Annotated in this window: 22 protein-coding genes; 8 read left to right on the top strand and 14 right to left on the bottom strand. The window is 34.7% G+C overall.

Annotated elements, in window-relative coordinates:
• Positions 1–12: 12 nt before the first annotated feature.
• Complete coding sequence (locus tag C1724_RS25460) at positions 13–174, bottom strand: hypothetical protein (protein WP_180994134.1); 162 nt, start codon at positions 172–174, stop codon at positions 13–15.
• A gap of 214 nt (positions 175–388) precedes the next feature.
• On the opposite strand from C1724_RS25460, the gene zwf reads away from it, so the two are divergent.
• Together zwf and C1724_RS06105 are read left to right on the top strand one after the other, a co-directional pair.
• Positions 389–1,891 carry a glucose-6-phosphate dehydrogenase gene (zwf, locus tag C1724_RS06110; protein ID WP_102345821.1) on the top strand — a complete coding sequence of 501 codons (1,503 nt, stop codon included), beginning with the start codon at positions 389–391 and terminating at the stop codon, positions 1,889–1,891.
• Between the two features lie 32 nt (positions 1,892–1,923).
• A complete protein-coding gene (locus tag C1724_RS06105; RefSeq protein WP_102345820.1) occupies positions 1,924–2,541 on the top strand; it encodes a cyclase family protein in 618 nt (205 codons plus the stop codon).
• A gap of 68 nt (positions 2,542–2,609) precedes the next feature.
• Here the strand turns inward: C1724_RS06105 and C1724_RS06100 are convergent, their stop codons facing one another.
• Entirely contained in the window at positions 2,610–2,777 is a 168-nt protein-coding gene (locus C1724_RS06100; RefSeq protein ID WP_102345819.1) for an imidazoleglycerol-phosphate dehydratase, read from the bottom strand.
• Between the two features lie 187 nt (positions 2,778–2,964).
• On the opposite strand from C1724_RS06100, the gene C1724_RS06095 reads away from it, so the two are divergent.
• Positions 2,965–3,216: a sporulation protein gene (locus C1724_RS06095; RefSeq protein ID WP_102345818.1), complete on the top strand. Its 252-nt coding sequence runs from the start codon at positions 2,965–2,967 to the stop codon at positions 3,214–3,216.
• A gap of 56 nt (positions 3,217–3,272) precedes the next feature.
• Here C1724_RS06095 and C1724_RS06090 read toward each other — a convergent pair whose 3' ends face one another.
• Positions 3,273–4,529, bottom strand: a complete 1,257-nt coding sequence (locus C1724_RS06090; protein ID WP_102345817.1) for an MFS transporter — start codon at positions 4,527–4,529, stop codon at positions 3,273–3,275.
• Between the two features lie 114 nt (positions 4,530–4,643).
• Between C1724_RS06090 and C1724_RS06085 the strand changes: the two genes are divergently transcribed.
• On the top strand, positions 4,644–5,888 hold the full coding sequence (locus C1724_RS06085) for a DUF346 domain-containing protein (RefSeq protein WP_102345816.1): 1,245 nt from the start codon (positions 4,644–4,646) through the stop codon (positions 5,886–5,888).
• A gap of 59 nt (positions 5,889–5,947) precedes the next feature.
• On the opposite strand, the gene C1724_RS06080 is transcribed toward C1724_RS06085, so the two are convergent.
• Positions 5,948–6,208, bottom strand: coding sequence for a DUF2621 family protein (locus tag C1724_RS06080; RefSeq protein ID WP_102345815.1), 261 nt, complete (start codon positions 6,206–6,208; stop codon positions 5,948–5,950).
• A gap of 224 nt (positions 6,209–6,432) precedes the next feature.
• Between C1724_RS06080 and C1724_RS25980 the strand changes: the two genes are divergently transcribed.
• A complete protein-coding gene (locus C1724_RS25980) occupies positions 6,433–6,555 on the top strand; it encodes a hypothetical protein (protein ID WP_258000285.1) in 123 nt (40 codons plus the stop codon).
• A 12-nt stretch (positions 6,556–6,567) separates the two neighbouring features.
• Positions 6,568–6,732, top strand: coding sequence for a hypothetical protein (locus tag C1724_RS25455; RefSeq protein ID WP_180994133.1), 165 nt, complete (start codon positions 6,568–6,570; stop codon positions 6,730–6,732).
• Positions 6,733–6,823: 91 nt separating this feature from the next.
• On the opposite strand, the gene C1724_RS06075 is transcribed toward C1724_RS25455, so the two are convergent.
• Together C1724_RS06075 and C1724_RS06070 are read right to left on the bottom strand one after the other, a co-directional pair.
• Positions 6,824–7,132, bottom strand: coding sequence for a chromosome segregation protein (locus tag C1724_RS06075; RefSeq protein ID WP_102345814.1), 309 nt, complete (start codon positions 7,130–7,132; stop codon positions 6,824–6,826).
• A gap of 520 nt (positions 7,133–7,652) precedes the next feature.
• Positions 7,653–8,633: a DUF2515 domain-containing protein gene (locus tag C1724_RS06070; protein WP_258000284.1), complete on the bottom strand. Its 981-nt coding sequence runs from the start codon at positions 8,631–8,633 to the stop codon at positions 7,653–7,655.
• Positions 8,634–8,813: 180 nt separating this feature from the next.
• On the opposite strand from C1724_RS06070, the gene recU reads away from it, so the two are divergent.
• Entirely contained in the window at positions 8,814–9,416 is a 603-nt protein-coding gene (gene recU, locus C1724_RS06065) for a Holliday junction resolvase RecU (RefSeq protein ID WP_102345813.1), read from the top strand.
• A gap of 31 nt (positions 9,417–9,447) precedes the next feature.
• The gene (locus tag C1724_RS06060) at positions 9,448–12,006 is read left to right on the top strand and encodes a transglycosylase domain-containing protein (RefSeq protein WP_102345812.1); all 2,559 of its coding nucleotides are present in this window, start codon (positions 9,448–9,450) and stop codon (positions 12,004–12,006) included.
• Between the two features lie 185 nt (positions 12,007–12,191).
• On the opposite strand, the gene C1724_RS06055 is transcribed toward C1724_RS06060, so the two are convergent.
• From C1724_RS06055 to dinG, 8 genes are all read right to left on the bottom strand, one after another.
• On the bottom strand, positions 12,192–12,725 hold the full coding sequence (locus C1724_RS06055; RefSeq protein ID WP_102345811.1) for a YpoC family protein: 534 nt from the start codon (positions 12,723–12,725) through the stop codon (positions 12,192–12,194).
• Entirely contained in the window at positions 12,709–13,380 is a 672-nt protein-coding gene (gene nth, locus C1724_RS06050; RefSeq protein ID WP_102345810.1) for an endonuclease III, read from the bottom strand. The genes C1724_RS06055 and nth overlap by 17 nt, the downstream gene beginning before the upstream one ends.
• A 33-nt stretch (positions 13,381–13,413) precedes the next feature.
• The gene (locus tag C1724_RS06045) at positions 13,414–14,112 is read right to left on the bottom strand and encodes a DnaD domain-containing protein (RefSeq protein ID WP_102345809.1); all 699 of its coding nucleotides are present in this window, start codon (positions 14,110–14,112) and stop codon (positions 13,414–13,416) included.
• Positions 14,113–14,283: 171 nt separating this feature from the next.
• On the bottom strand, positions 14,284–15,576 hold the full coding sequence (gene asnS / locus C1724_RS06040) for an asparagine--tRNA ligase (protein WP_102345808.1): 1,293 nt from the start codon (positions 15,574–15,576) through the stop codon (positions 14,284–14,286).
• A gap of 112 nt (positions 15,577–15,688) precedes the next feature.
• Positions 15,689–16,873 (bottom strand): pyridoxal phosphate-dependent aminotransferase, encoded by a 1,185-nt coding sequence (locus tag C1724_RS06035; RefSeq protein WP_102345807.1) that lies wholly within the window; start codon positions 16,871–16,873, stop codon positions 15,689–15,691.
• 21 nt (positions 16,874–16,894) lie between these two features.
• Positions 16,895–17,407, bottom strand: a complete 513-nt coding sequence (locus C1724_RS06030; RefSeq protein ID WP_102345806.1) for a cell wall elongation regulator TseB-like domain-containing protein — start codon at positions 17,405–17,407, stop codon at positions 16,895–16,897.
• A 9-nt stretch (positions 17,408–17,416) separates the two neighbouring features.
• Positions 17,417–17,587: a YpmA family protein gene (locus tag C1724_RS06025; protein ID WP_102345805.1), complete on the bottom strand. Its 171-nt coding sequence runs from the start codon at positions 17,585–17,587 to the stop codon at positions 17,417–17,419.
• Positions 17,588–17,802: 215 nt separating this feature from the next.
• Positions 17,803–20,607 carry an ATP-dependent DNA helicase DinG gene (gene dinG / locus C1724_RS06020; RefSeq protein ID WP_102345804.1) on the bottom strand — a complete coding sequence of 935 codons (2,805 nt, stop codon included), beginning with the start codon at positions 20,605–20,607 and terminating at the stop codon, positions 17,803–17,805.
• Between the last annotated feature and the right edge of the window lie 135 nt (positions 20,608–20,742).

The raw sequence follows: 20,742 nt of genomic DNA, 5'->3' as shown, positions 1-20,742 counted from the left end.
GTACTTATAACTTTACCAAAAGTGTTGATTAACTACAATTTGATCTAACATTGATTCAATATTATTTAATCGTCCAGCATGTTCTTCTGTAAAGTCACCGCTTCCTTGTAAATCTAAAAGCGTTGCTCTTTCTGTTTCTAACTCAGACTTCCACGCTAGTACTTTTTCATGCATGTTAATCAACTCCTTTTTCGATAGTTTGCACTTTTTTATTAAGTTTCATACTAATATTGTTTTTAATGGACAAACTCCCCAAATAAGTAAATAATATACTTACTTTTGGTTATTCAAAGTAATTATTGATAAACAAATGGTGCACTCATTAACTGGGTATAATATACCTAAGCATAAAAAAATGACCAAATGACTTAAAGGAGCGAATAAAATAATGCAGCAAGAAACCAGAACAACCATTATTCTTTTTGGAGCGACGGGAGACTTAGCAAATAGAAAATTATATCCTTCAATATATAATTTATTTAAAAAAGGGAAACTAAAAAATAATTTTGCTGTGGTAGGAACAGCTAGACGTGATTATACGCATGAGGAGTATAGAGCGAAAGTAAAAGAATCGATTGAGACCTCTGTTAAATCAGCCGTGAGCGGTGAGCTTGAAAAATTTCTAAGCCATTTTTATTATCATGCTGTCGATATAAACGACCGAGCAAAATATAAAGAACTAAAAACCGTAGTGGATGAAGTGGAAACAACTTATAATACTGGAGGTAATCGTCTTTTTTATTTAGCAATTGCCCCGGACTTATTTGGTACAGTCTCTTCCTCCATTAAAGCAGAAGGTTTAAAAGAAACTGCAGGATGGAAACGGCTTGTCATCGAGAAACCTTTTGGTCATAACTTATCTTCTGCAGAAGAGCTCAATAATCAAATCCGTCACTCTTTTCATGAACATGAAATTTATAGGATAGATCATTATTTAGGTAAAGAAATGGTACAAAATATTGAAGTGATTCGATTTGCAAACCGTATTTTTGAGCCGTTGTGGAATAATCAATATATATCTAATATTCAAATTACCTCTAGTGAAACTGTCGGAGTTGAAGACCGTGCTGGATATTATGAAAAATCAGGCGCACTTAAAGACATGGTACAAAATCATATATTACAAATGGTAGCATTAATTGCTATGGAACCACCTATTCGATTGACACCAGACGAAATTAGAAGTGAAAAAATTAGAGCGCTACGATCCATACGTCCTATTTCCGAGGATGAGGTTAATCACTATTTTGTAAGAGCACAATATTGTGAAGGAGAAGTTGGTGCGCAACCTGTTATTGGCTATAAACAAGAGGAAAACGTTAGTCTAAATTCCACGACGGAAACGTTTGTCGCTGGTAAAATAATGATAGATAACTTTCGGTGGGCTGGCGTTCCTTTTTACATACGCACTGGTAAAAGAATGAGAAAAAAAGCTACCAGAATAATTGTTGAATTTAAAGATTTACCAGTAAATCTTTACGCCAATTCAACTACTAATGACCTCCCAAACATTTTAACGATCCATATTCAACCAGATGAAGGAATGACACTTCAATTAAATGCAAAACAACCTGGTGAAGAAGATGATAAAGTTGCACCGATAGCTTTAGATTACTGCCAAAATTGTATTAGTGGTATCAATACACCTGAAGCATATGAACGTTTGTTATATGATTGTATTCAAGGTGATGCAACGAATTTTACTCATTGGGATGAAGTTGCCTTATCTTGGGCGTTTGTTGATCCAATATCAAAAGTTTGGAATAAAGACGATCATAATTTATATTCTTACCGTGCAGGATCAATAGGACCTGAAGAATCTGATAGTCTTCTTAACAGGGATGGCAATAAATGGTGGCCATTAATACATGAGTTAAATTATAATAATTAATACTAGGAAAATCGTTGAAAGGTTGTGTTTATTTGAAAGTCCATGATATTACTGCACCCATTTATGAAGGAATGCCTGTTTATAAAAATAAACCAGAAAAACAGCCTGAAATAAATACAGTTACAAACGGTCATGTAACTGAATCACGGCTATGCCTTGATTTACATACAGGTACTCATGTAGATGCCCCTCTTCATATGCTTAATAATGGGGCCACCATTGAAACACTTTCACTTACAGATCTTGTAAGACCATGTAAAGTTTTGGACTTAACACATGTTTCGGAAAAGGTTACAAAAGAAGATCTTGAAGTATTTGATATCAAGCAAGATGATTTCGTCCTTCTAAAAACAAAAAATTCATATGATAATCAATTTAATTTTGAATTTATTTACGTGGAGGAAACAGGAGCGAAATACCTTGCAGATAAACAAATTCGCGGTGTTGGCATTGATTCATTAGGCATTGAACGTGCACAGCCTGGCCACCCGACACATCAAACATTGTTTCAAAATCAGATTATCGTTATTGAGGGACTACAATTAAAGGAAATAGCTGCAGGAGACTACTTTATGGTAGCAGCACCTATAAAGGTAACCGGTGTTGATGCTGCTCCAGCAAGAGTATTACTATTTGAAGGATTAAACTGAACAATAAATACAAATCTTACTAAAAAGAAAGAAGAAAGCGGTTTGCTTTTCTTCTTTCTTTTTTCTGCTTATCGATCATGATGATGCAATTTTGATTTACTACCTTTTTTTGACCGGTATTCAGTCCCTTTGTTATTGTCCCCACTAACCATACCTGCTCCATGCAATACATCTGAATTACCCATTTCAGGCGATCCTTGGTTTTTACTTTCAAATTTAGGATTACGATTCGTCACGATTCACTCCCCCCTTTCTATGCCTTTATAGTTTGAGTTTCTAACCATCATTTCATCCATACAATCCTTTCTTTAAAGGTACAGAAAAAGCCAAGACCCAAAACTTGGAGACTTGGCTTAAATTTAGAAGAATTAAATTATTTCATTAGGTTACGCTAACGTTAGAAAACAGAAGGGGTGTATGATCATGGAAAAAACTCTTGCATATCTTCGAGAAATATTATCTAACCATTTATCCGAAAGTGAAACATGTCATATTATATATGAGAAAATATCGAACAAGGATTATAAAGATGAAAATGCCTTCATAGACGATTTAGACGAAAACGAAATGATGTATTTAAATAATGTTTTACCCGATGAGATTCAGTATGCACAAAACGAACAAGATGATCAGAGGACTTATGAACTTACTAATATCTATGATCGGCTAATATAAAATTTAATGGGCTTTCGTCATTTTTAGTTGAAAGCCCTTATCATAAAACAACATTACTATATGTTTGCATCATTTTGACCTTTTTCAATATTTACCTTCGTCAATAAATAGATTCCTGCTAAAAAGAAAAACACTAAGGAGACAATTCCAAACCGACTAGATCCAGTTAATTGCCCGACCAAAGCAAATATTAAAGGACCTATAATCGCTGAAAACTTTGCAGATACACCATATAATCCGAAGAATTCTGCACGACGGTTCTCCGGAACCATTGATCCAAATATAGAACGGCTCAAGGCTTGAGCTCCTCCCTGGACTATCCCCACGGTAATGGCTAATAAATAAAAATGCAGTGCACTTTGCATAAAAAACCCTAATAAAACAATACCTACATAAGTCCATAGGGATATATATAATGCTTTCTTGGGTTTAATTTTATTTGCCAACCACCCAAATAGAAATGTAAATGGAACGCCCACAAATTGTGTGATTAATAAGGCTTTAATTAAATCCGTACTATCAATACCAATATCCCTGCCATAAATAGTGGCCATTTTTATAATTGTCGAAATTCCATCATTATATAGCCAAAATGCTATTAAAAAAATAAATAATTGCTTATAACAATGTATTTCTTTTATTGTTTGAATCAATCGCCTAACACCAATCTTAATATAAGTTCGATTCTTCTGTTGCTCTTTCATTCCGTTATCTTTAATGTTACGAAAGATAGGAATTGAAAATATAAACCACCAAATCCCAACCATAATAAAAGAAATTTGAATGGCCATCAGGGGATTAGGGATATTAAATAGTTGGGGTTTCATTATCATCAGTAAATTAATAGCTAATAAAAGCCCTCCACCGATATATCCATAAGCAAAGCCCTTGGCAGAAATAAAATCCATTTCTTTTTTTGATGCAATCTCAGGTAGCAATGCATCATAAAAGACATTGCCACCAGCATATCCAATAGTGCCTAGAATCATTAAAATTGATGCTAACTGATAATCTCCTTCGTCCACAAAACATAAGAAAATACTAGCAATAATCCCTAAATAAGCAAAGAAACGTAAAAATTTACTTTTATTCCCAGAATAATCGGCTATCGCACCTAGTATAGGAGATAATAAAGCTACAAATAAAACGGCGATTGCTTGCGAATACCCCCATAAAGAACTTGCAATTGATTCCGATCCCTTTGCTGCAACATCATAATAAAATACTGGAAGAATGGCAGCCATTATTACCGTAGCAAAAGCCGAATTTGCCCAGTCGTACATTAACCAGCTGCGAATCACTTTTTTATTCATATGCTTCTTCTCCTAATTATAAAAATTTCAAGAAATTAAAAATTTAAATGATTTAACTTTCAAACTGCACTCATATGATAATATAGATCATTTTCTACACAAGGAGGCAGCTGTATGTTTACGAATCCCTACCAGTATCAACAAAACCAGCACGGAAATACTCCTTTTCACTTTTCTACTCCTACCCCTAGTCAAAATATATTTTTAGAATACCAACAAAATGATAACGTTAAAAGATTATTTAATGAAATAATTCAGAAAGAATCTAATTGGACTAAAGAATTGAAAAACGCAGGCATGAATCAACAATTAATTGACTATTTATTAATCTTAGTTATCGGATTTACGATTAAGCATGCGAATGGAGCAGATGGATCTTTAAATGAGCAAACTAAGTATATTTTTAAAGCTATGCAAACAAACATCCCCCAAATACCATTATTACTTCGCTCATACCGGTTATCTGACCAACAAATAAAGCGGTTTCTAAGCACGATTATCCGCTCAACAATTAAAAAATTTAAAGGAAATGATTCACCCACTTTCAATAATTGGAGCAAGTGGCATAGTCTTGGTGGGTTTCTGACATCTGCACCTAGCGCAGCCTCCTGGGGAAAAAATCGTATTGATATTTTTGCTAGAGGTAGAAATGATCAATTAATCCATAAATGGTGGAACGGTCAAATGTGGTCAAGTTGGGAAAACCTTGGTGGAAATTTGACCTCTTCCCCATCTGCTGTTTCTTGGTCTGCTAATCGTATTGATATTTTTGCGAGGGGAGAAAATAACCACCTCGTTCATAAATGGTGGAGTGGATCGAATTGGAGTAATTGGGAAAATCTTGGCGGCGAGTTAACTTCTGCACCTGGAGCGGCGTCATGGGGGCCTAACCGATTGGACGTCTTTGTAAGAGGGCAAAATAACGAGCTTAATCACAAATATTGGAATGGTTCTTCATGGAGCAAATGGGGGGATTTAGGTGGACAGCTAACCTCTGCACCGGCTGCAGTCTCTTGGGGACATAATCGGATCGATGTATTCGCACGAGGATTAAATAAACAATTGATTCACAAATGGTGGAATGGATCTCAATGGAGCAATTGGGGGGATTTAGGTGGAATACTCGCTTCCGGACCAACCGTTTCCTCAGATCAAGCAAACCAACTTCAGGTTTTTGCACGTGGACGTGATCGTAATTTATATAAAATACAATGGAATGGTTCTGCTTGGTCAAATTGGGAAAAACATGAGGGGAAACTTTATTCGAAACCAAGCGCTATCTCTTGGGGCCCAAATCGACTTGATGTGTTTGCAAGAGGTCAAAATTATGATTTAATTCATAAATACAAAAAAGCTTAAAACACGTCTATTTAATTTTTAATCGAAAGGTCAACCCATATCCTGAGTTGACCTATTTTTTATTTTACTTTCTCGAGTAAATCCTCAAATGGTGTCAAATCTATACCTTTTGCGTTCAATAACTTTATCGCTCTTGCTTGCATACTACCCGGTGAAGCAATTATGTATCCTTTTACAACATCATCCTTTGTAACAGTTTCTCCGTTAACACCATCTACAATAAATGACTCTATCTTCTTTTTAGCCATGGGACGTGCAAAAATAGGAATTGGCTTTACAAGCTCCTCTAACAGTTCTTTTGCATCTTCACTCCAATTCATGCATTACCTTCCTTTCTTAATTTCTATTATCAAATGCTAGTATACACTTATATTCATCTACTCACCATAGGAATAGTGTTTTCTACAATAATAAGATTTATATGGTAACAATTTTCATTGTGCTATTTACAGTGACCATAAATTAACATAATTTTAGTGAATGAAATAGGATGAAAAAATCAAATATTAAAGATGTAGAATAGAACTGAAGGAGTTGATTACCCATGGGTAGAGGAAAAAGTTTTAATCATAAAAAGAAAGGCCATGAAAGTCAGAAACCAAAATATGCTACAAAGGATCCTGAATTTTCAGTAGAACCATTAGCATCAAAACCATCGAATAAGTAAGAGGTGTAAAAATTGCCTAATCCCAAATTTCAAAGACATCGATTGAAACATGCAACAAATAAAGCTGTCATTCATAATGAACTCGAATTCTCTGAAGAATTATCTGAGTTTTCCTTAAACTATAATGATATGAAACCTGTACCACAACCAAAGGATTATGAAGAGATCGAATACTAACAGCAAAACATATTAATCAAAATGAGGGGCTGTCCGATAAGTACTAATACGTAGGAAGTGGTGACTTTTTGGACAGCCCATACTTTATTATTTATAACGTAAAAATACTTGCTACTCTTCTAAAGAAACGTGGTCTCTCTGAAGGAGTTTTTACAATCTCTATATTTTCAAGCTGCTGATTCTGTTCTTTTGATAGTATCTCAATCTTTCGCTCAAGTTCCATTAATTTACTTTCTGCCTGATCTAATTCACGTCTGTGTTGTAATAGTTGTATTGATACAATATCGTCGGCCTTTTTAGATAATTGATACTCCATGTCTTCCAATTTCACTAATAATTCATCCAAACGATTTTCGAACTTTTTCTGAACTAGATTATCCATCTTTACATTTCCATTCACATAAATCCCTCCCGAATGAAATAATCAATTATGACTTCCCAGTTAATATTCAGATTTTATACTACATACATTCGAGATTTTTTTATATCTCCCTTCAGACCTGACAAAACTAGTTTTGATTCGGCAAAGAAAGTGGATTTCTTCAAAATGCATAACTTTTCGACGACATATTCTCTTGAACTGTTGAATCAAAAACAGAAACTAGCTCACAATAACTAATGAATTATGCTATAATGATCGAATTTTAATCATTATTTGCATAAGTAAAACAAGGATGAGAGGTGTCGTAAATATGGCAAAAGGTAGGAAAAAGGAAAAGAAGAATGGTGTTCTAGCCGTACCAGAGGAAAGTAAAGTAGGCTACGGTGATAAAAAATTAGAAGGACCCAATCGTCCAGCCGAATGACTCGGTAAGTCAAATTGGTTAAAGGAAGGTTATGATTATATCTAACCTATTTTAACTTATACCAAAAGAGACGGTATCAACCGTCTCTTTTGGTACAACAACAGTTGAAACACATTAACTCTTTATTCTTGGCAGCACTTCCTTCTCGAAAATAATAGCCGCGTGAAGGTGATTTAGCTTTTGTTTGTACCAATTCGTAATATGATATTTTCTAGGCTTTTTAATTTCGTTAAACCACTTACGTGAGAGCCGCCTTTTTTGGAACCAATCTGTAAAATCATCGCGGTGATGCTGGACAATTGGAAATACCATACGTAAGAAAGGAGTATCTCTGATTTTTTTTTCAGCAAAATATCGCTCATAATCAAATCTAGATCCAGTATGCTCAGTCCATTCAGAAAAGCGCCGAAATTTTTTATGGTATTCAGGGTGAAATAACAGCCATGCTAATCTTTTTCCCAACTGTATACGCTCACCAACGTTTGAGAAATTATGAACAGAAAACCCATATAATTCACCCTCAACCGTTGGGAAAATTACGCAACTAAAATGCAGCCAATCTTGAAAAAGGTAGGGCAATGAATGAAAAACTTGTTTTTTGTATATTGGATGCTTTATTACTGAATCTTGAATAACATTTTGTTCATTTATGATAAGAGCTAAAACAAGGCGTTTTATATCATTCTTCTCCCAAAATAACCCCCATTCTCTCTGCATAAATAACGAAACATTAAATAGTTTGAGTAAATGAAAAAGTGGCTTTTTTTCTTTTTTTGAGAGTTCATAGATCATTAATTGTGGGAAAGCATCTTGAAAAATTGTCCAATTTGCCCGTTCATATGTAAAAAAAATCTGATTCCTAATTTTTTGAGATAAGATTTGCGGAAACCAAAGCCCTTGTAAATCAGTCATGTTCCAACCAGCATTTCTTGAAACCATACTAGCTAAAAAGGACCATTCTATTTCTAAATTTCTTTTATAAAATTGATTATAGAACTTTGTTCTAGAAATATTATCTATATTTCCTTGTGCTGTCACATCTTTAATGTGGGATACCATATCTTGTTCATATTGTAGCAACCGCAATTTGATCACCTTTCCCCTTAACTTTTAAATGCCTAACAAAACTTAAGCACACATATGGACACTCTTAGTTTGAAACGAACTTCTGTCTTATAATTTCCTTTATTATGGTGTCTTAAGCATTTTTTAATGTTAAAGTAAAAGGAAGTATGCTATATTTATTATTTTAGAGAACAAAAAGGAGTCTTCAAAATGACAATTCGGTATCCAAACGGACGAGCATTTATTCCAAAAGCTACAAATCAAAAAAGAGGTAACAAACAGCTCTCCTACAGTAACCGCGGAATGACATTAGAAGAAGATATTAATGAAACAAATGAATATTATTTAATTCATGGAAAGGCCGTTATCCATAAAAAACCTACACCAGTACAAATTGTAAATGTAGATTATCCAAAAAGAAGTGCTGCCGTTATTAAAGAGGCATATTTCAAATTACAATCAACAACCGATTATAATGGTGTGTATAAGGGGAGATATATTGATTTTGAGGCAAAAGAAACCCGAAACAAGACGTCTTTTCCGTTACAAAATTTCCATGAGCATCAGATTAATCATATGAGAGCTGTACTTATACAAAATGGCATTTGTTTCGTAATTTTGAGGTTTTCATTAACAGATGAGGTTTACTTATTACAGGCAGACCAATTATTTCCTTATTGGGATGAGCAAGATAAAGGAGGTCGTAAATCAATACCGAAAACAGCAATCGAACAATTAGGGCATTCGATACCGATTAACTTACACCCCAGAATTGACTATCTTCAAATAATCGATAAAATATATTTTAATTAATTTATGTAAGTTTGAAAGGCAGGTCATTACGATGTCTGAAAACTATCGTACTAGACAAGAAAGACGTACCGTTAAAACAACAAAAAAAACAAAAAGTAAAAGAAAACCGGGCAACATTTTTAAACGATTAATTATAGTCGTTGTGTTTTTAGGAATAATCACCGCAATTGTAGGATCAATTACTGCACTAGCTTTTATTAAGGACGCTCCTGCACTGGATGCAGCTGCTTTAGAGGATCCGCTATCTGCAAAAGTATACGACCGTAACTTAAATTTAATAGCTGATCTTGGAACAGAAAAACGGACTAAAATTACATATCAAGATATCCCAAAAATACTTGAAGATGCTGTATTAGCAACAGAAGATGTTAGATTTTATGATCACTTTGGAATAGATCTAAAGCGAATTGGTGGTGCTGTTCTTGCAAACGTTACTGAGGGGTTTGGTGCCGAGGGTGCAAGTACTATTACGCAACAGGTTGTGAAACATGCATTTTTATCACCCGAAAAAACACTTAAAAGGAAAATTCAAGAACAATGGATTGCTATTCAATTAGAACGACAATTTTCAAAAGAACAAATTTTAACTATGTATTTAAATAAAATATTTTATGGCAATCGAGCCTATGGTGTAGCAAAAGCTGCTGAAATTTATTTTGGTAAAGAACTGAGCGAACTTGAGTTACATGAAGCTGCACTATTAGCAGGTTTGCCACAAAGACCAAGCGGCTACGATCCTTTTAAATATCCAGAAGCTGCTGAGAAAAGACGTAATATTGTATTATCCTTAATGGAGAAACATGGAAAAATCACTAGCGAACAAGCCGAAGCAGCAAAAGCAATTCCTGTTACGGATTATGTAATTAAAAAAGAAGAAAAATCGACAGACCCTTACGATGCTTTTATTGATCAAGTGATTGAAGAAATCGAGCAAGTTGGCGACATTGACATTTTTTCAAGTGGTGTAAGTATTTACACAACCCTTGACCCTGATGCACAAGCATATGTGCAAAAGCTGTTAGATTCCGATGAATTTGTAAACTATCCTAATGAGCGATTCCAAGCAGGACTTGTCGTTGTTGAGACAAAGACTGGGGAAGTTCTTGCAATTGGTGGGGGGCGGAATCAAGATACGTCCTATTTTGCAACAGACATTAAACGACAACCAGGTTCAACTATTAAACCAATTATTGATTATGGACCAGCGGTTGAGCATTTAAAATGGTCAACTTATCATCAGATTGTAGATGAACCGCATAGCTATACAAATGGTCCAGCTATTAAAAACTATGACAATCGCTATAAAGGACAGATGTCAATTCGTGATGCTCTCGCAGATTCAAGAAATATTCCTGCATTAAAAACATTACAAGAAGTTGGGCTTTCGAAAGCACGTGATTTTGCAGCCAACCTTGGTATTAGTGTTGAAGAGACTATTAATGAGGCATACGCTCTTGGTGGATTTAATGGGACATCACCGTTAGAGTTAGCTGGTGCTTATAGTGCTTTTGGTAATAACGGAGTTTATAATAAGCCGCATACAGTTACTAAAATAACCTTTGATGACGGCAGAGAAATTAACCTTAAGCCTGAATCTACGGTTGCAATGGAGGATTACACAGCTTTTATTTTAACAGATATGATGAAATCTGTTGTTCAATACGGTACTGGGCGTGCTGCTAATGTTTCTGGTGTTCACATAGCTGGTAAGACTGGTACAACGAACTTTGATGATGAAACGAGAAAAAAATATGGTATTCCTAATGGCGCTGTACCCGATATTTGGTTTACTGGTTATTCTCCTGAGTACACCGTATCCGTTTGGACCGGTTATAGCGAGCATGGAAAAGATAACTACTTATCTGGTAATCAAACTGCAATTGCAAAACAATTATTTAAATTAACGATGAGTGAAATTACAAAAGGTGAAAAGCAAGAGGACTTCAAAGTCCCTAATAGCATAGTTAAATCACCTGTGGAAAAGGGCAGCAACCCGCCAAAACTCCCTAGTGAATTTACACCAGATAATCAAATCGTCTATGAGTATTTTGTGAGAGGTACGGAACCTGTTGAAATTTCAAGTAATTTTAATCAGCTCTCTGCTGTTCAGAATGCAGAAGTAAGTTATTTAAGTGACGAAAATAAAATTGTAATTACGTGGGAATATGATGAAGAGTTATTGGAAGATGTAAGCTTTACTGTTAATCAGGTAACAAATTCAGGTCCATTTGTACATTTGTATACGGGTAAAAATCTTTCAACAGAGATCGTAATTGAGCCCCCTAGTGTAGATTCACTTTTTGGATTTGAAATTATTGCTTCTAGTGATAGTAATCCTGAAAATCAAAGTGAAGGTGTCATTGTCGATATTGAAATCCCACAAATGATAGGTGATTTCTTTCCTGGGCCAGGCAATGGTAACGGCAATGAAGAGAACAACAACCAAGGTAATGACAACAATGAAGATAACAATGGTAATAATGATGATGAGAATGATGATGATCCTAATAATGACGACCAAAATGAAGACGAACAGGATGAAGAACCCAACAAACCTCAAGCTGGACCTAAGCTAGATATTAATCTATAGAAACTTAGAAAGTGTAAAAACTTGAACTAAACATCGGCGTTGCAACAGTCTGTGCAACGCCGATGCTAGCACGACTGCGAGTCTTTGACCCGTGGGGAATAGGGCTGGAGCTGGACAAGTACAAAATCATAAGTTTTCTAAAGAAATAAAACACCTGCAACAATTCTAATAACGTTGCAGGTGTTTTATTTTGTGCGCATTTTTAACAACACTTTCTCGTATTGTTTCCTTATTTCAACATACAGCTCAGAAAGCTGAATAAATGCATGATAATGAACTGGGTTGTCAAGTAAAAATTCTATTCTTTCTTGACAATTGATAGGTTTAATTGAAAGCTCTTGAAGTTCAACTGTAATATTGTCTAGACTTGTGATAGGCCTACCATTTATCCAATATATAATGTCAATCATGTTCGCGATATGTTGAATCATCGGTTGAGACGCATTTGCTTTATCTCTATTCCTAAAAAAAGCAGCGATTAAGTCTTTTTCACTTAGCCACTTTTGAAAAATGATAGGCGCATAATAATCTATCTTTCCCCACGGGTTATGTTGATGAGCTGTAGCTTCTAAACTGTAAAGTATATCATAAAAAAATGGATAACAACTAATGTCATCCTCAATTGAATTACCTTTTTGAAGCTGGATTACACAGTTTGGCTCGTAAAACGGCTTATATAGAAATGCATCAGGTATAATTAGTTCAGTTTCCTGTGGCATTAGCATCCTCCCTTTTCTTCGTCCGTTTTTGTCCTTCACGACAAAGATCTAAAAGGGGACAGTGACCACATTGTGGATTCTGAGCTTTACAGTGATAACGTCCAAAAAAGATTAAACGGTGGTGTGTTACCCCCCACTCTTCCTTAGGAATTTTATTCATTAATGTCTTTTCTACTTCTAGAACTGAATCTTTCCACTTGCATATCCCTAATCGCTTTGAAACTCGTTCAACATGTGTATCAACCGCTATTGCAGGTACATCAAAAGCAACTGAAACAACAACATTTGCAGTTTTTCGACCTACACCTGGTAATTTTACCAATTCATCTCTTTCCTTTGGTACTTGTCCATCATACTGTTCTAACAAAATTTGGCATGTTTTTTGAATATTCTTTGCTTTATTACGGTATAATCCAATTGAACGAATATCATTTTGAAGCTCCTCTAATGGTACAGCTAAATAATCCTCTGGTTTTTTATATTTTTTAAAAAGATTGGCTGTTACTTTATTAACAAGTGCGTCAGTACATTGAGCAGATAATGCTACCGCTATTACAAGTTCAAATGGATTTGAATGGACTAGTTCGCAATGCGCATCAGGAAACATCTCGCCCATTGTATCTAAGACATGACGAATTTGCTTTTTATTTAGCATCGTTTTAAATCCTTTCGTTAAATTTAGTGTCCCCTAAGATTCTAACCAATTATAAAAAGGCACAGAGGGAGAAGACTGTTGTTGTATTGGTTGTTGTTTTGATCGTTGATGGTTTCTGAATTTTAAACCTTGTTCCCGAGCTTGTTCAATTGTTAAAATCCCTTTCTTTTTCCATTCAAACAAAATACGATCTATATAACGGAAATTCAATTTCCCACTCATTACAGCTTCTCGTAATGCAGCTTTAATTAATAGAATTTCATGGTTATCTTGATCAATCCACATTGTCAAAGTTTCACACTCAATTGGTGACAATGGCCGACCAAATTCCTGCTCAAATAGGCTATATAAATTTAATTCCTCTTTTTCCTTAACCTGTTGAGTTTCTTTTGAATCTTGTTTAACTAAAAACTGTATAAGTTTTTCCCATAATGGTCTGATTGAATAACTTTCAGAAATTAAATCTAGCCCTGCTTTTTCCTCAATCATTATGAAGTCACGTTGTATTAAGTATTGTAAGATTTCTGTACATCTAATTTCAGAACATGTCATAAGCTCGGATAGTTCATGTGGAGTCGGGAAGGTATTCCCAGAGTCGATCGCAGAATATATATGAAGTAAAAGCATAAATTCTTCTTCATTGAGACCTAAGTCTTTATAATGTCGAATTAGTAACCTTGGTATGGCAATACTACCTTCTGATAAAATGTTTAACACTCTTTCTTGTTTCATTCATGTAACACCTCTCGATCATTATAACATGATCATCTTGTTAATTGTTGAAATAAGAAATAAATATAAATTTCTGATCATTAGAAAAGCGTTAGCACCTTAATCCCCGAGAGACTTATTAAGGCGCTGAAAATGTTTTTGAAAAAAATAAAATCCCGCTATTGCGAGATTTTATGGATATAATCGATTTAATAAGCGTGGGAAAGGAATCGTTTCTCGAACATGTTCGGCCCCTGAAATCCAGGCGACTGTTCTTTCTAATCCTAACCCAAAGCCAGAATGTGGTACAGAGCCATATTTACGTAGATCTAGATACCACTCGTATGAGTCGTCTGTTAAGTTATGTTGTTCATATCTTTGTTTCATTAGTTCTAGATCATCAATTCGTTGTGACCCACCAATAATTTCACCATATCCTTCAGGAGCAATTAAATCTGCGCATAATACGACTTCTGGTCGATTTGGATCAGGTTTCATATAAAAGGCTTTAATATCTGCAGGGTAATGGGTAATAAATATCGGTTTATCATAATCCTGTGCAATAGCAGTTTCGTGGGGAGCTCCAAAATCTTCACCCCATTCAATATCAGTAAAGCCTTTTTTCTTTAGTAAATCAATTGCATCGTCATATGTAATCCGAGGAAAAGGGGCTTTAATTTTTTCTAACTTTTCAATATCTCTACCTAATGTATTTAACTCTAAGCTACAATTCTTAAGAACAGAGTTGACAATAAAACTTACATAGTTTTCTTGAATCTCCAGACTTTGTTCATGATCAACAAACGCCATTTCTGGTTCAATCATCCAAAATTCAATCAAATGTCTCTTCGTCTTTGATTTTTCAGCCCGGAAGGTAGGACCAAATGAAAATACCTTTCCTAAAGCCATAGCCGCAGCCTCCATATATAGTTGACCACTTTGGGATAGGTAGGCATCCTCGTCGAAATATTTAGTATGAAACAGTTCGCTACCGCCTTCTGCAGATGTACCTGTTAAAATAGGCGGATCTACTTTGACAAAACCATTATCATTAAAAAATTCATATGTTGAACGGATGATTTCATTTCTTACTTTCATAATAGCATGTTGACGTTTTGAGCGTAACCATAAATGACGGTTATCCATAAGAAATTCAACACCGTGTTCCTTAGGTGTAATTGGATAATCGACCGACTCTTGGATAACATCTATTTTGTTGACTGTTAGTTCGTATCCAAAGGGCGAGCGTTCGTCCTCACGGACAACACCAGTAATCCAAAGCGAAGATTCTTGTGTGATTGATTTTGCTTTTGCAAAAACATCTTCTTCCACCTCATTTTTTACAACAACACCCTGTATAAAGCCAGTACCATCTCTTAATTGTAAAAATGCAATTTTGCCACTAGATCGTTTATTGGCCAGCCATGCCCCAATAGTCACTTGTTGATCCACATACTTACTAACCTGAGAAATAGTTGTTTTCACTCGTTGTTTCCTCCTACTACGATTGAAATTATACTTATCCCTGCAAAAATTTGCTTACAATAAGTGGGACTACTTTCAAACTCGTTAGTCCCACTTTCTAGATTTTATTAGTTTACTTTGTTTTGTTACTCATAAAACGATTGATACGATCTACTGCTTTTTCAAGCAATTCTAACGAGGTTGCATAAGAGAGACGCACATTTTCAGGTGCTCCAAATCCTGAACCAGGTACTAATGCTACCTTTTCTTCTTCTAAGATTGCCTTCACCCATGCATCTACATCAGTGTAACCTGTCATTTCAGCAGCTTGCTGAGCATTAGGGAATAAATAAAATGCTCCTTGTGGCTTTACACACGAAATACCAGGGATTTGGATAAGTTGTTCATAGATCTTATTTAAGCGATCTTCAAATGCTTTTCTCATTTCTTCAACAGGCTCTTGAGTTCCTTTATAGGCTGCAATTGCACCATATTGAGCCATTGATGTTGGATTAGAAGTACTGTGACTGGCTAAGTTTGTCATAGCCTTAATGATTTCATTATTACCAGCTGCATAACCAATTCTCCAACCTGTCATTGAATGTGACTTTGATACACCATTAATGATAATAGTTTGTTCCTTTAATTCAGGTGATAATTGTGCAATCGATACATGTTCATTATTGCCATAAACTAATTTTTCATATATTTCATCTGAAACAATTAGGATATTATTCTCGATACATACATCACCTAGCGCTTTAAGTTCCTCTGCTGTGTAAACCATGCCAGTAGGATTACTTGGAGAATTAAGTATTACTGCCTTCGTTTTCTCAGTAATAGCACTTTTTAATTGCTCTGGTGTAATTTTAAAATGATTTTCTTCTTTTCCTTCAATATAAACGGGTACACCCTCAGCCAGTTTAACTTGCTCAGGATAACTTACCCAATAAGGCGTAGGTATTATTACTTCATCATCTTTATCTATAATTACTTGGAATAGCGTATACAATACATGCTTGGCACCAACGCCAACAATAATTTCATTTTGAGCATATGTAATACCTTGATCATTACTAAATTTTTCTATAATTGCTTCTTTTAACTCAACGAGACCACCTGCAGGCGTGTATTTTGTATGCCCCTCGTTCATGGCTTTGGTTGCAGCATCGATAATATGCTGTGGCGTATTAAAATCTGGCTCACCTGCTCCAAGACCAATAACATCATGGCCTTCAGCCTTTAATGCTTTTGCCTTTGCAGTAATTTCCAAAGTTGTTGATGGTGTTAACGCTGAAACTCGACTTGCTAATTTCATTTTACATTCTCCTTTTTTTAGTTACTTTTGTTTCAAACTGTAACGTTTAACAAAGCTCCCGTCAATAAATTTTAAAAAATAATATGTATATCTATTTTGTTGATCAATATATGTTACTTCCCAAATAGGAGTAATCTTAATTTCTTCAGTACGATTGTCTTTCATTGCTTCTGCACCTAGACGTATATCAATGATTTTTTTTGGAGTTTGTTGGTTTTCAACATGCTGCCGTACTTTTTCTTTAGTCCATCCCTCTGATGCATTTTTTATTAATATATTTCCATCTTTATTTTCAGGAACCCAAATTATTATATCTTTATTTGTTTCTGTTTGACCATACACAACATGAAATGCTAAGCTGCCATGATAATATTCCACATCAGTTATAACATCAATATTTGAATTTTTTTTGGCAAATTCAATCGCTTTTTGTTCAGCATTCTCTTGGTATTTTGTAGTATTTAAATATATGGTAGTAGCCTGCCATATAGCCACTATCAAAAGAACTGAAACAATCAATACCCATTTTTTCATATTGCTCCCCTACGTACGATAAATCGTAAAAACAGCTTTTTCTTGATCTTCTACATCAAGCGCTAGTCCAAACATTAAGTCTCGTTCCTTTAGCGTTCGATTTAATATGTCAACTATTTTATATAATTCCTGTGAGTTTTCTATTCGAACCTTCGCAAGAACTTCAATTTTACTTTCCATTATTCCCCTCCCATATCACAAATATTGTAACACATATAGTGTTCAGTATTTGTTAATTATAATAATAAGTAATACATTAAGTACTACTACGGACACATGGAAGTATAATTACACTTTTTATTATATCAATTGTTTATGCAAGGATTAAATTAAATTTCTCTATCCCACACTATTTTGGACCTAAATTTTATAAAATTTAGGTCCCTTTTTCATCATTATAACCAATCCGATATTTCATTAATTAAACTATCGGTAGATTCGACCATTGTTTCAACAGGCGGTAAAGCTGTAATAAATTTTTTCCCATAACTTTTTGCCAGTATCCTTTGGTCAAGCACAACCACCACGCCACGGTCATTTTGGGAACGAACAAGACGACCAAAGCCTTGTTTAAATCTAATAATTGCTTGAGGAAGGTATAACTGCATAAATGAGTTTTTACCTTCTTGTTTTAGCCAATCAGATTTTGCAGCCATTATAGGATGTGTTGGAGGTGAGAATGGTAACCTCGCGATCACGATACAGCTTAAATCTTCGCCAGGAATATCAATTCCTTCCCAAAAGCTACTTGTTCCAAAGAGAATCGCATTATCATATTGCTTAAAGTTTTTTGTTAATTTTGCACGGCTACCACTTGAAATTCCTTGAGCAATTAGTGCATACATCTCCTTATCATTTTCTGCTTTGACATAATTATAAGTTTTTTCTAACATGTCATAGGATGTAAAAAGAATCAGCATTCTTCCTTTGGTAACTTTTGCAATTTGGATTATCCTTCTAGATATTTCTTCGATAAATTCCTCTTGATTTATATCTTTTATTTGTGGAATATCATTTGGAATCATAAGTTTTACTTGGTCTTTATATGAAAATGGTGATGGTATAATCTTTGTTAAAACCTCAAATTCATCTAAGCCCAAAGTTAATTGAATGTACTCAAATGAATTTTTAATAGCCAAAGTAGCAGAAGTTAAAATCACACTTTGCTTGCTTGCAAAAAATTTATCAGCAAGAATACTACTGCAATCTATAGGCTGGCTATATAAAAAAGTTGCATTCAACGCACCTTTTGGCTCAGTTTCAATCCATGTCACTTTGTTTGTATTACTTTCAAACAATAAGTTACATAATTGGTCTCCGATATTGTTGAGTGCTAGAATGAGTGATTGAAAATCCGAAAAAATCCCTTTTTCGTTATATGTCATCTGATCCTTAACTTTTCCTAAACAATCAACTAATCCTGCTACTGCGCTTGCCAAGTCTTCAAGTTTATTTATAGCCACAAACGCGTTATTTTTAATATCCTTCCACAAAGCTCCGGTTTCTTTCATCGTGTCATATCGATAACTCATTCTGCCAATTTCATTTTTTTGAATATCGTTTTTTGTTAACAGATATGCACGAATATTGCGAAATAGATCATCCACTGTAATTTTGACTTCACTAAATAATTCATCACATTCTTTAAGGTGGTCATATTCGTTAAGGCCAATTTGATCTATAATTGTTTTAGCCTTGCTAGCTAGTTCTGTACCATCCGATCCACCCAGCCGATTTAGGATTGTGACGATATTAAAGTAGTCAAGTTGGGTTCCAAACTGTTCACTAATTGAATCTTCGATATGATGTGCCTCATCAATAATAACTTCTGAGTGTGGTGGTAATACAGAAAAATCATTCTTAATATCAGAAAAAAGGAGTGCATGGTTAGAAATGATAATATCAGACTTCTCTGTTTCTTGCTTTTTTCGTTGATAAAAACATCTTGTATACCATGGACATTTATGATTAAAACACGTATTAGCATCACTGCTAACCTTTTTCCAAAATATACTTCCACCAGAGGATAAATTTAATTCGTCTACATCGCCCTCTGTTGTTTCGGTTAGCCAAACTAAAATTTGTGACTTGGTCAAGGAGGTGTCATAATTATCAGATGTCTCGTCTCCAAAATACTGTTCAAATTTTCTTAGGCATAGATAGTGATAGCGCCCTTTTATGATTGTTGCTCGAAATGTAAATGGTAAAGCTTTCTTCAAATAATGTACTTCCTGAGACAGTATCTGCTCCTGCAATTGCGTTGTATATGTACTAATAACCACCGGACGCCTTGTTTTTTTTGCAGAAAACAAGGCAGGTATTAAATAACCTAAGGTTTTTCCTGTACCCGTACCTGCCTCAATTAAACCATGGTAGTGATTATGAAAGGCTTTTTCTACCGAATTTATCATTTCAATTTGTCCTGTGCGATTTTCAAATTGAGGTAAAGTATTCTTTAAAAACTGTAAAGAATCAAGAGGTTGCAGATGTAAGAATGACTCAAATGAATCCCCGCTTATAGTTGTCGGGATATTTCTTTTCAACGCTATATCTCGATATACCTCAATAGAGTTTTCCTCTTCTTCAATTACTCCTAGTTTCTTTTCAAGAATATCTTCTAGTAAGGGTTTAAAATCACTCTGAAGCTTACCCATCGAGGATTCTAATTTATGCAATGTACTAACAGGTAATTTTTGTAGTTTATTTAATAAAAGTAATAATAACTCTGCTGTTACTTCAGCATCACTATCCGCACGATGAGGCTGATCATGTTCAATCTTATATTCCCTAGCTAAATGATTTAATTTATAACTACTTGAAGTTGGCAAAAGAATACGAGAAAGCTCAACTGTATCTATCTTTAAGGATCGTCTTGGTTTGAATCCATTTGCCAGTAACTCTTCTTCTAAAAATGTAATATCAAACGGAACATTATGAGCGACAAAATAGGAGCCTTGCATCATTTCTAATAGCAATGGTGCAACAAGTGAGAATGGCGGTGCTTTTTCTAGAATTTGATCGTTAATACCTGTTAATTGTTTAATAAATGGAGACAACTTTTGATTAGGATTAACAAAGCTAGAGAGACGCTCGATAATCTCACCGTTTTCGATGAGGATAGCGCCTATCTGGATAATCTTATCCTTTCCAACCTTATTTCCAGTTGTTTCAAGATCAACTACAATAAATCGATTATTCATTCTTACACCTCTAGCATTACCATACAATATATGGATAAGACTTTAAGAAAACCTCATAAAAAAGTTAATTATTCTATTATTTCAAGTATACTATAGATTTGAAGACAAAAAAAATGCTTCCGCCAAAAATTAGTA

Origin of the sequence: Bacillus sp. Marseille-P3661 (assembly GCF_900240995.1) — a bacterium.
In the GTDB taxonomy this organism is placed as follows: domain Bacteria; phylum Bacillota; class Bacilli; order Bacillales; family Bacillaceae_J; genus OESV01.
The sequence above is the reverse complement of the archived record's forward strand: the minus strand, read 5'-3'. Positions and strand labels throughout refer to the sequence as shown.

Coding starts and splice junctions, on each gene's coding strand:
- C1724_RS06025 (WP_102345805.1), bottom strand. CDS start 17,587: ATGGAAAGTAAAATTGAAGTTCTTGCGAAGGTTCGAATAGAAAACTCA.
- C1724_RS06045 (WP_102345809.1), bottom strand. CDS start 14,112: ATGAAACAAGAAAGAGTGTTAAACATTTTATCAGAAGGTAGTATTGCC.
- C1724_RS06080 (WP_102345815.1), bottom strand. CDS start 6,208: ATGAATTGGAGTGAAGATGCAAAAGAACTGTTAGAGGAGCTTGTAAAG.
- recU (WP_102345813.1), top strand. CDS start 8,814: ATGACAATTCGGTATCCAAACGGACGAGCATTTATTCCAAAAGCTACA.
- dinG (WP_102345804.1), bottom strand. CDS start 20,607: ATGAATAATCGATTTATTGTAGTTGATCTTGAAACAACTGGAAATAAG.
- nth (WP_102345810.1), bottom strand. CDS start 13,380: ATGCTAAATAAAAAGCAAATTCGTCATGTCTTAGATACAATGGGCGAG.
- C1724_RS06095 (WP_102345818.1), top strand. CDS start 2,965: ATGGAAAAAACTCTTGCATATCTTCGAGAAATATTATCTAACCATTTA.
- C1724_RS25980 (WP_258000285.1), top strand. CDS start 6,433: ATGGGTAGAGGAAAAAGTTTTAATCATAAAAAGAAAGGCCATGAAAGT.
- C1724_RS06035 (WP_102345807.1), bottom strand. CDS start 16,873: ATGAAATTAGCAAGTCGAGTTTCAGCGTTAACACCATCAACAACTTTG.
- C1724_RS06060 (WP_102345812.1), top strand. CDS start 9,448: ATGTCTGAAAACTATCGTACTAGACAAGAAAGACGTACCGTTAAAACA.
- C1724_RS25460 (WP_180994134.1), bottom strand. CDS start 174: ATGCATGAAAAAGTACTAGCGTGGAAGTCTGAGTTAGAAACAGAAAGA.
- C1724_RS06030 (WP_102345806.1), bottom strand. CDS start 17,407: ATGAAAAAATGGGTATTGATTGTTTCAGTTCTTTTGATAGTGGCTATA.
- C1724_RS06090 (WP_102345817.1), bottom strand. CDS start 4,529: ATGAATAAAAAAGTGATTCGCAGCTGGTTAATGTACGACTGGGCAAAT.
- zwf (WP_102345821.1), top strand. CDS start 389: ATGCAGCAAGAAACCAGAACAACCATTATTCTTTTTGGAGCGACGGGA.
- C1724_RS06055 (WP_102345811.1), bottom strand. CDS start 12,725: ATGCCACAGGAAACTGAACTAATTATACCTGATGCATTTCTATATAAG.
- C1724_RS06085 (WP_102345816.1), top strand. CDS start 4,644: ATGTTTACGAATCCCTACCAGTATCAACAAAACCAGCACGGAAATACT.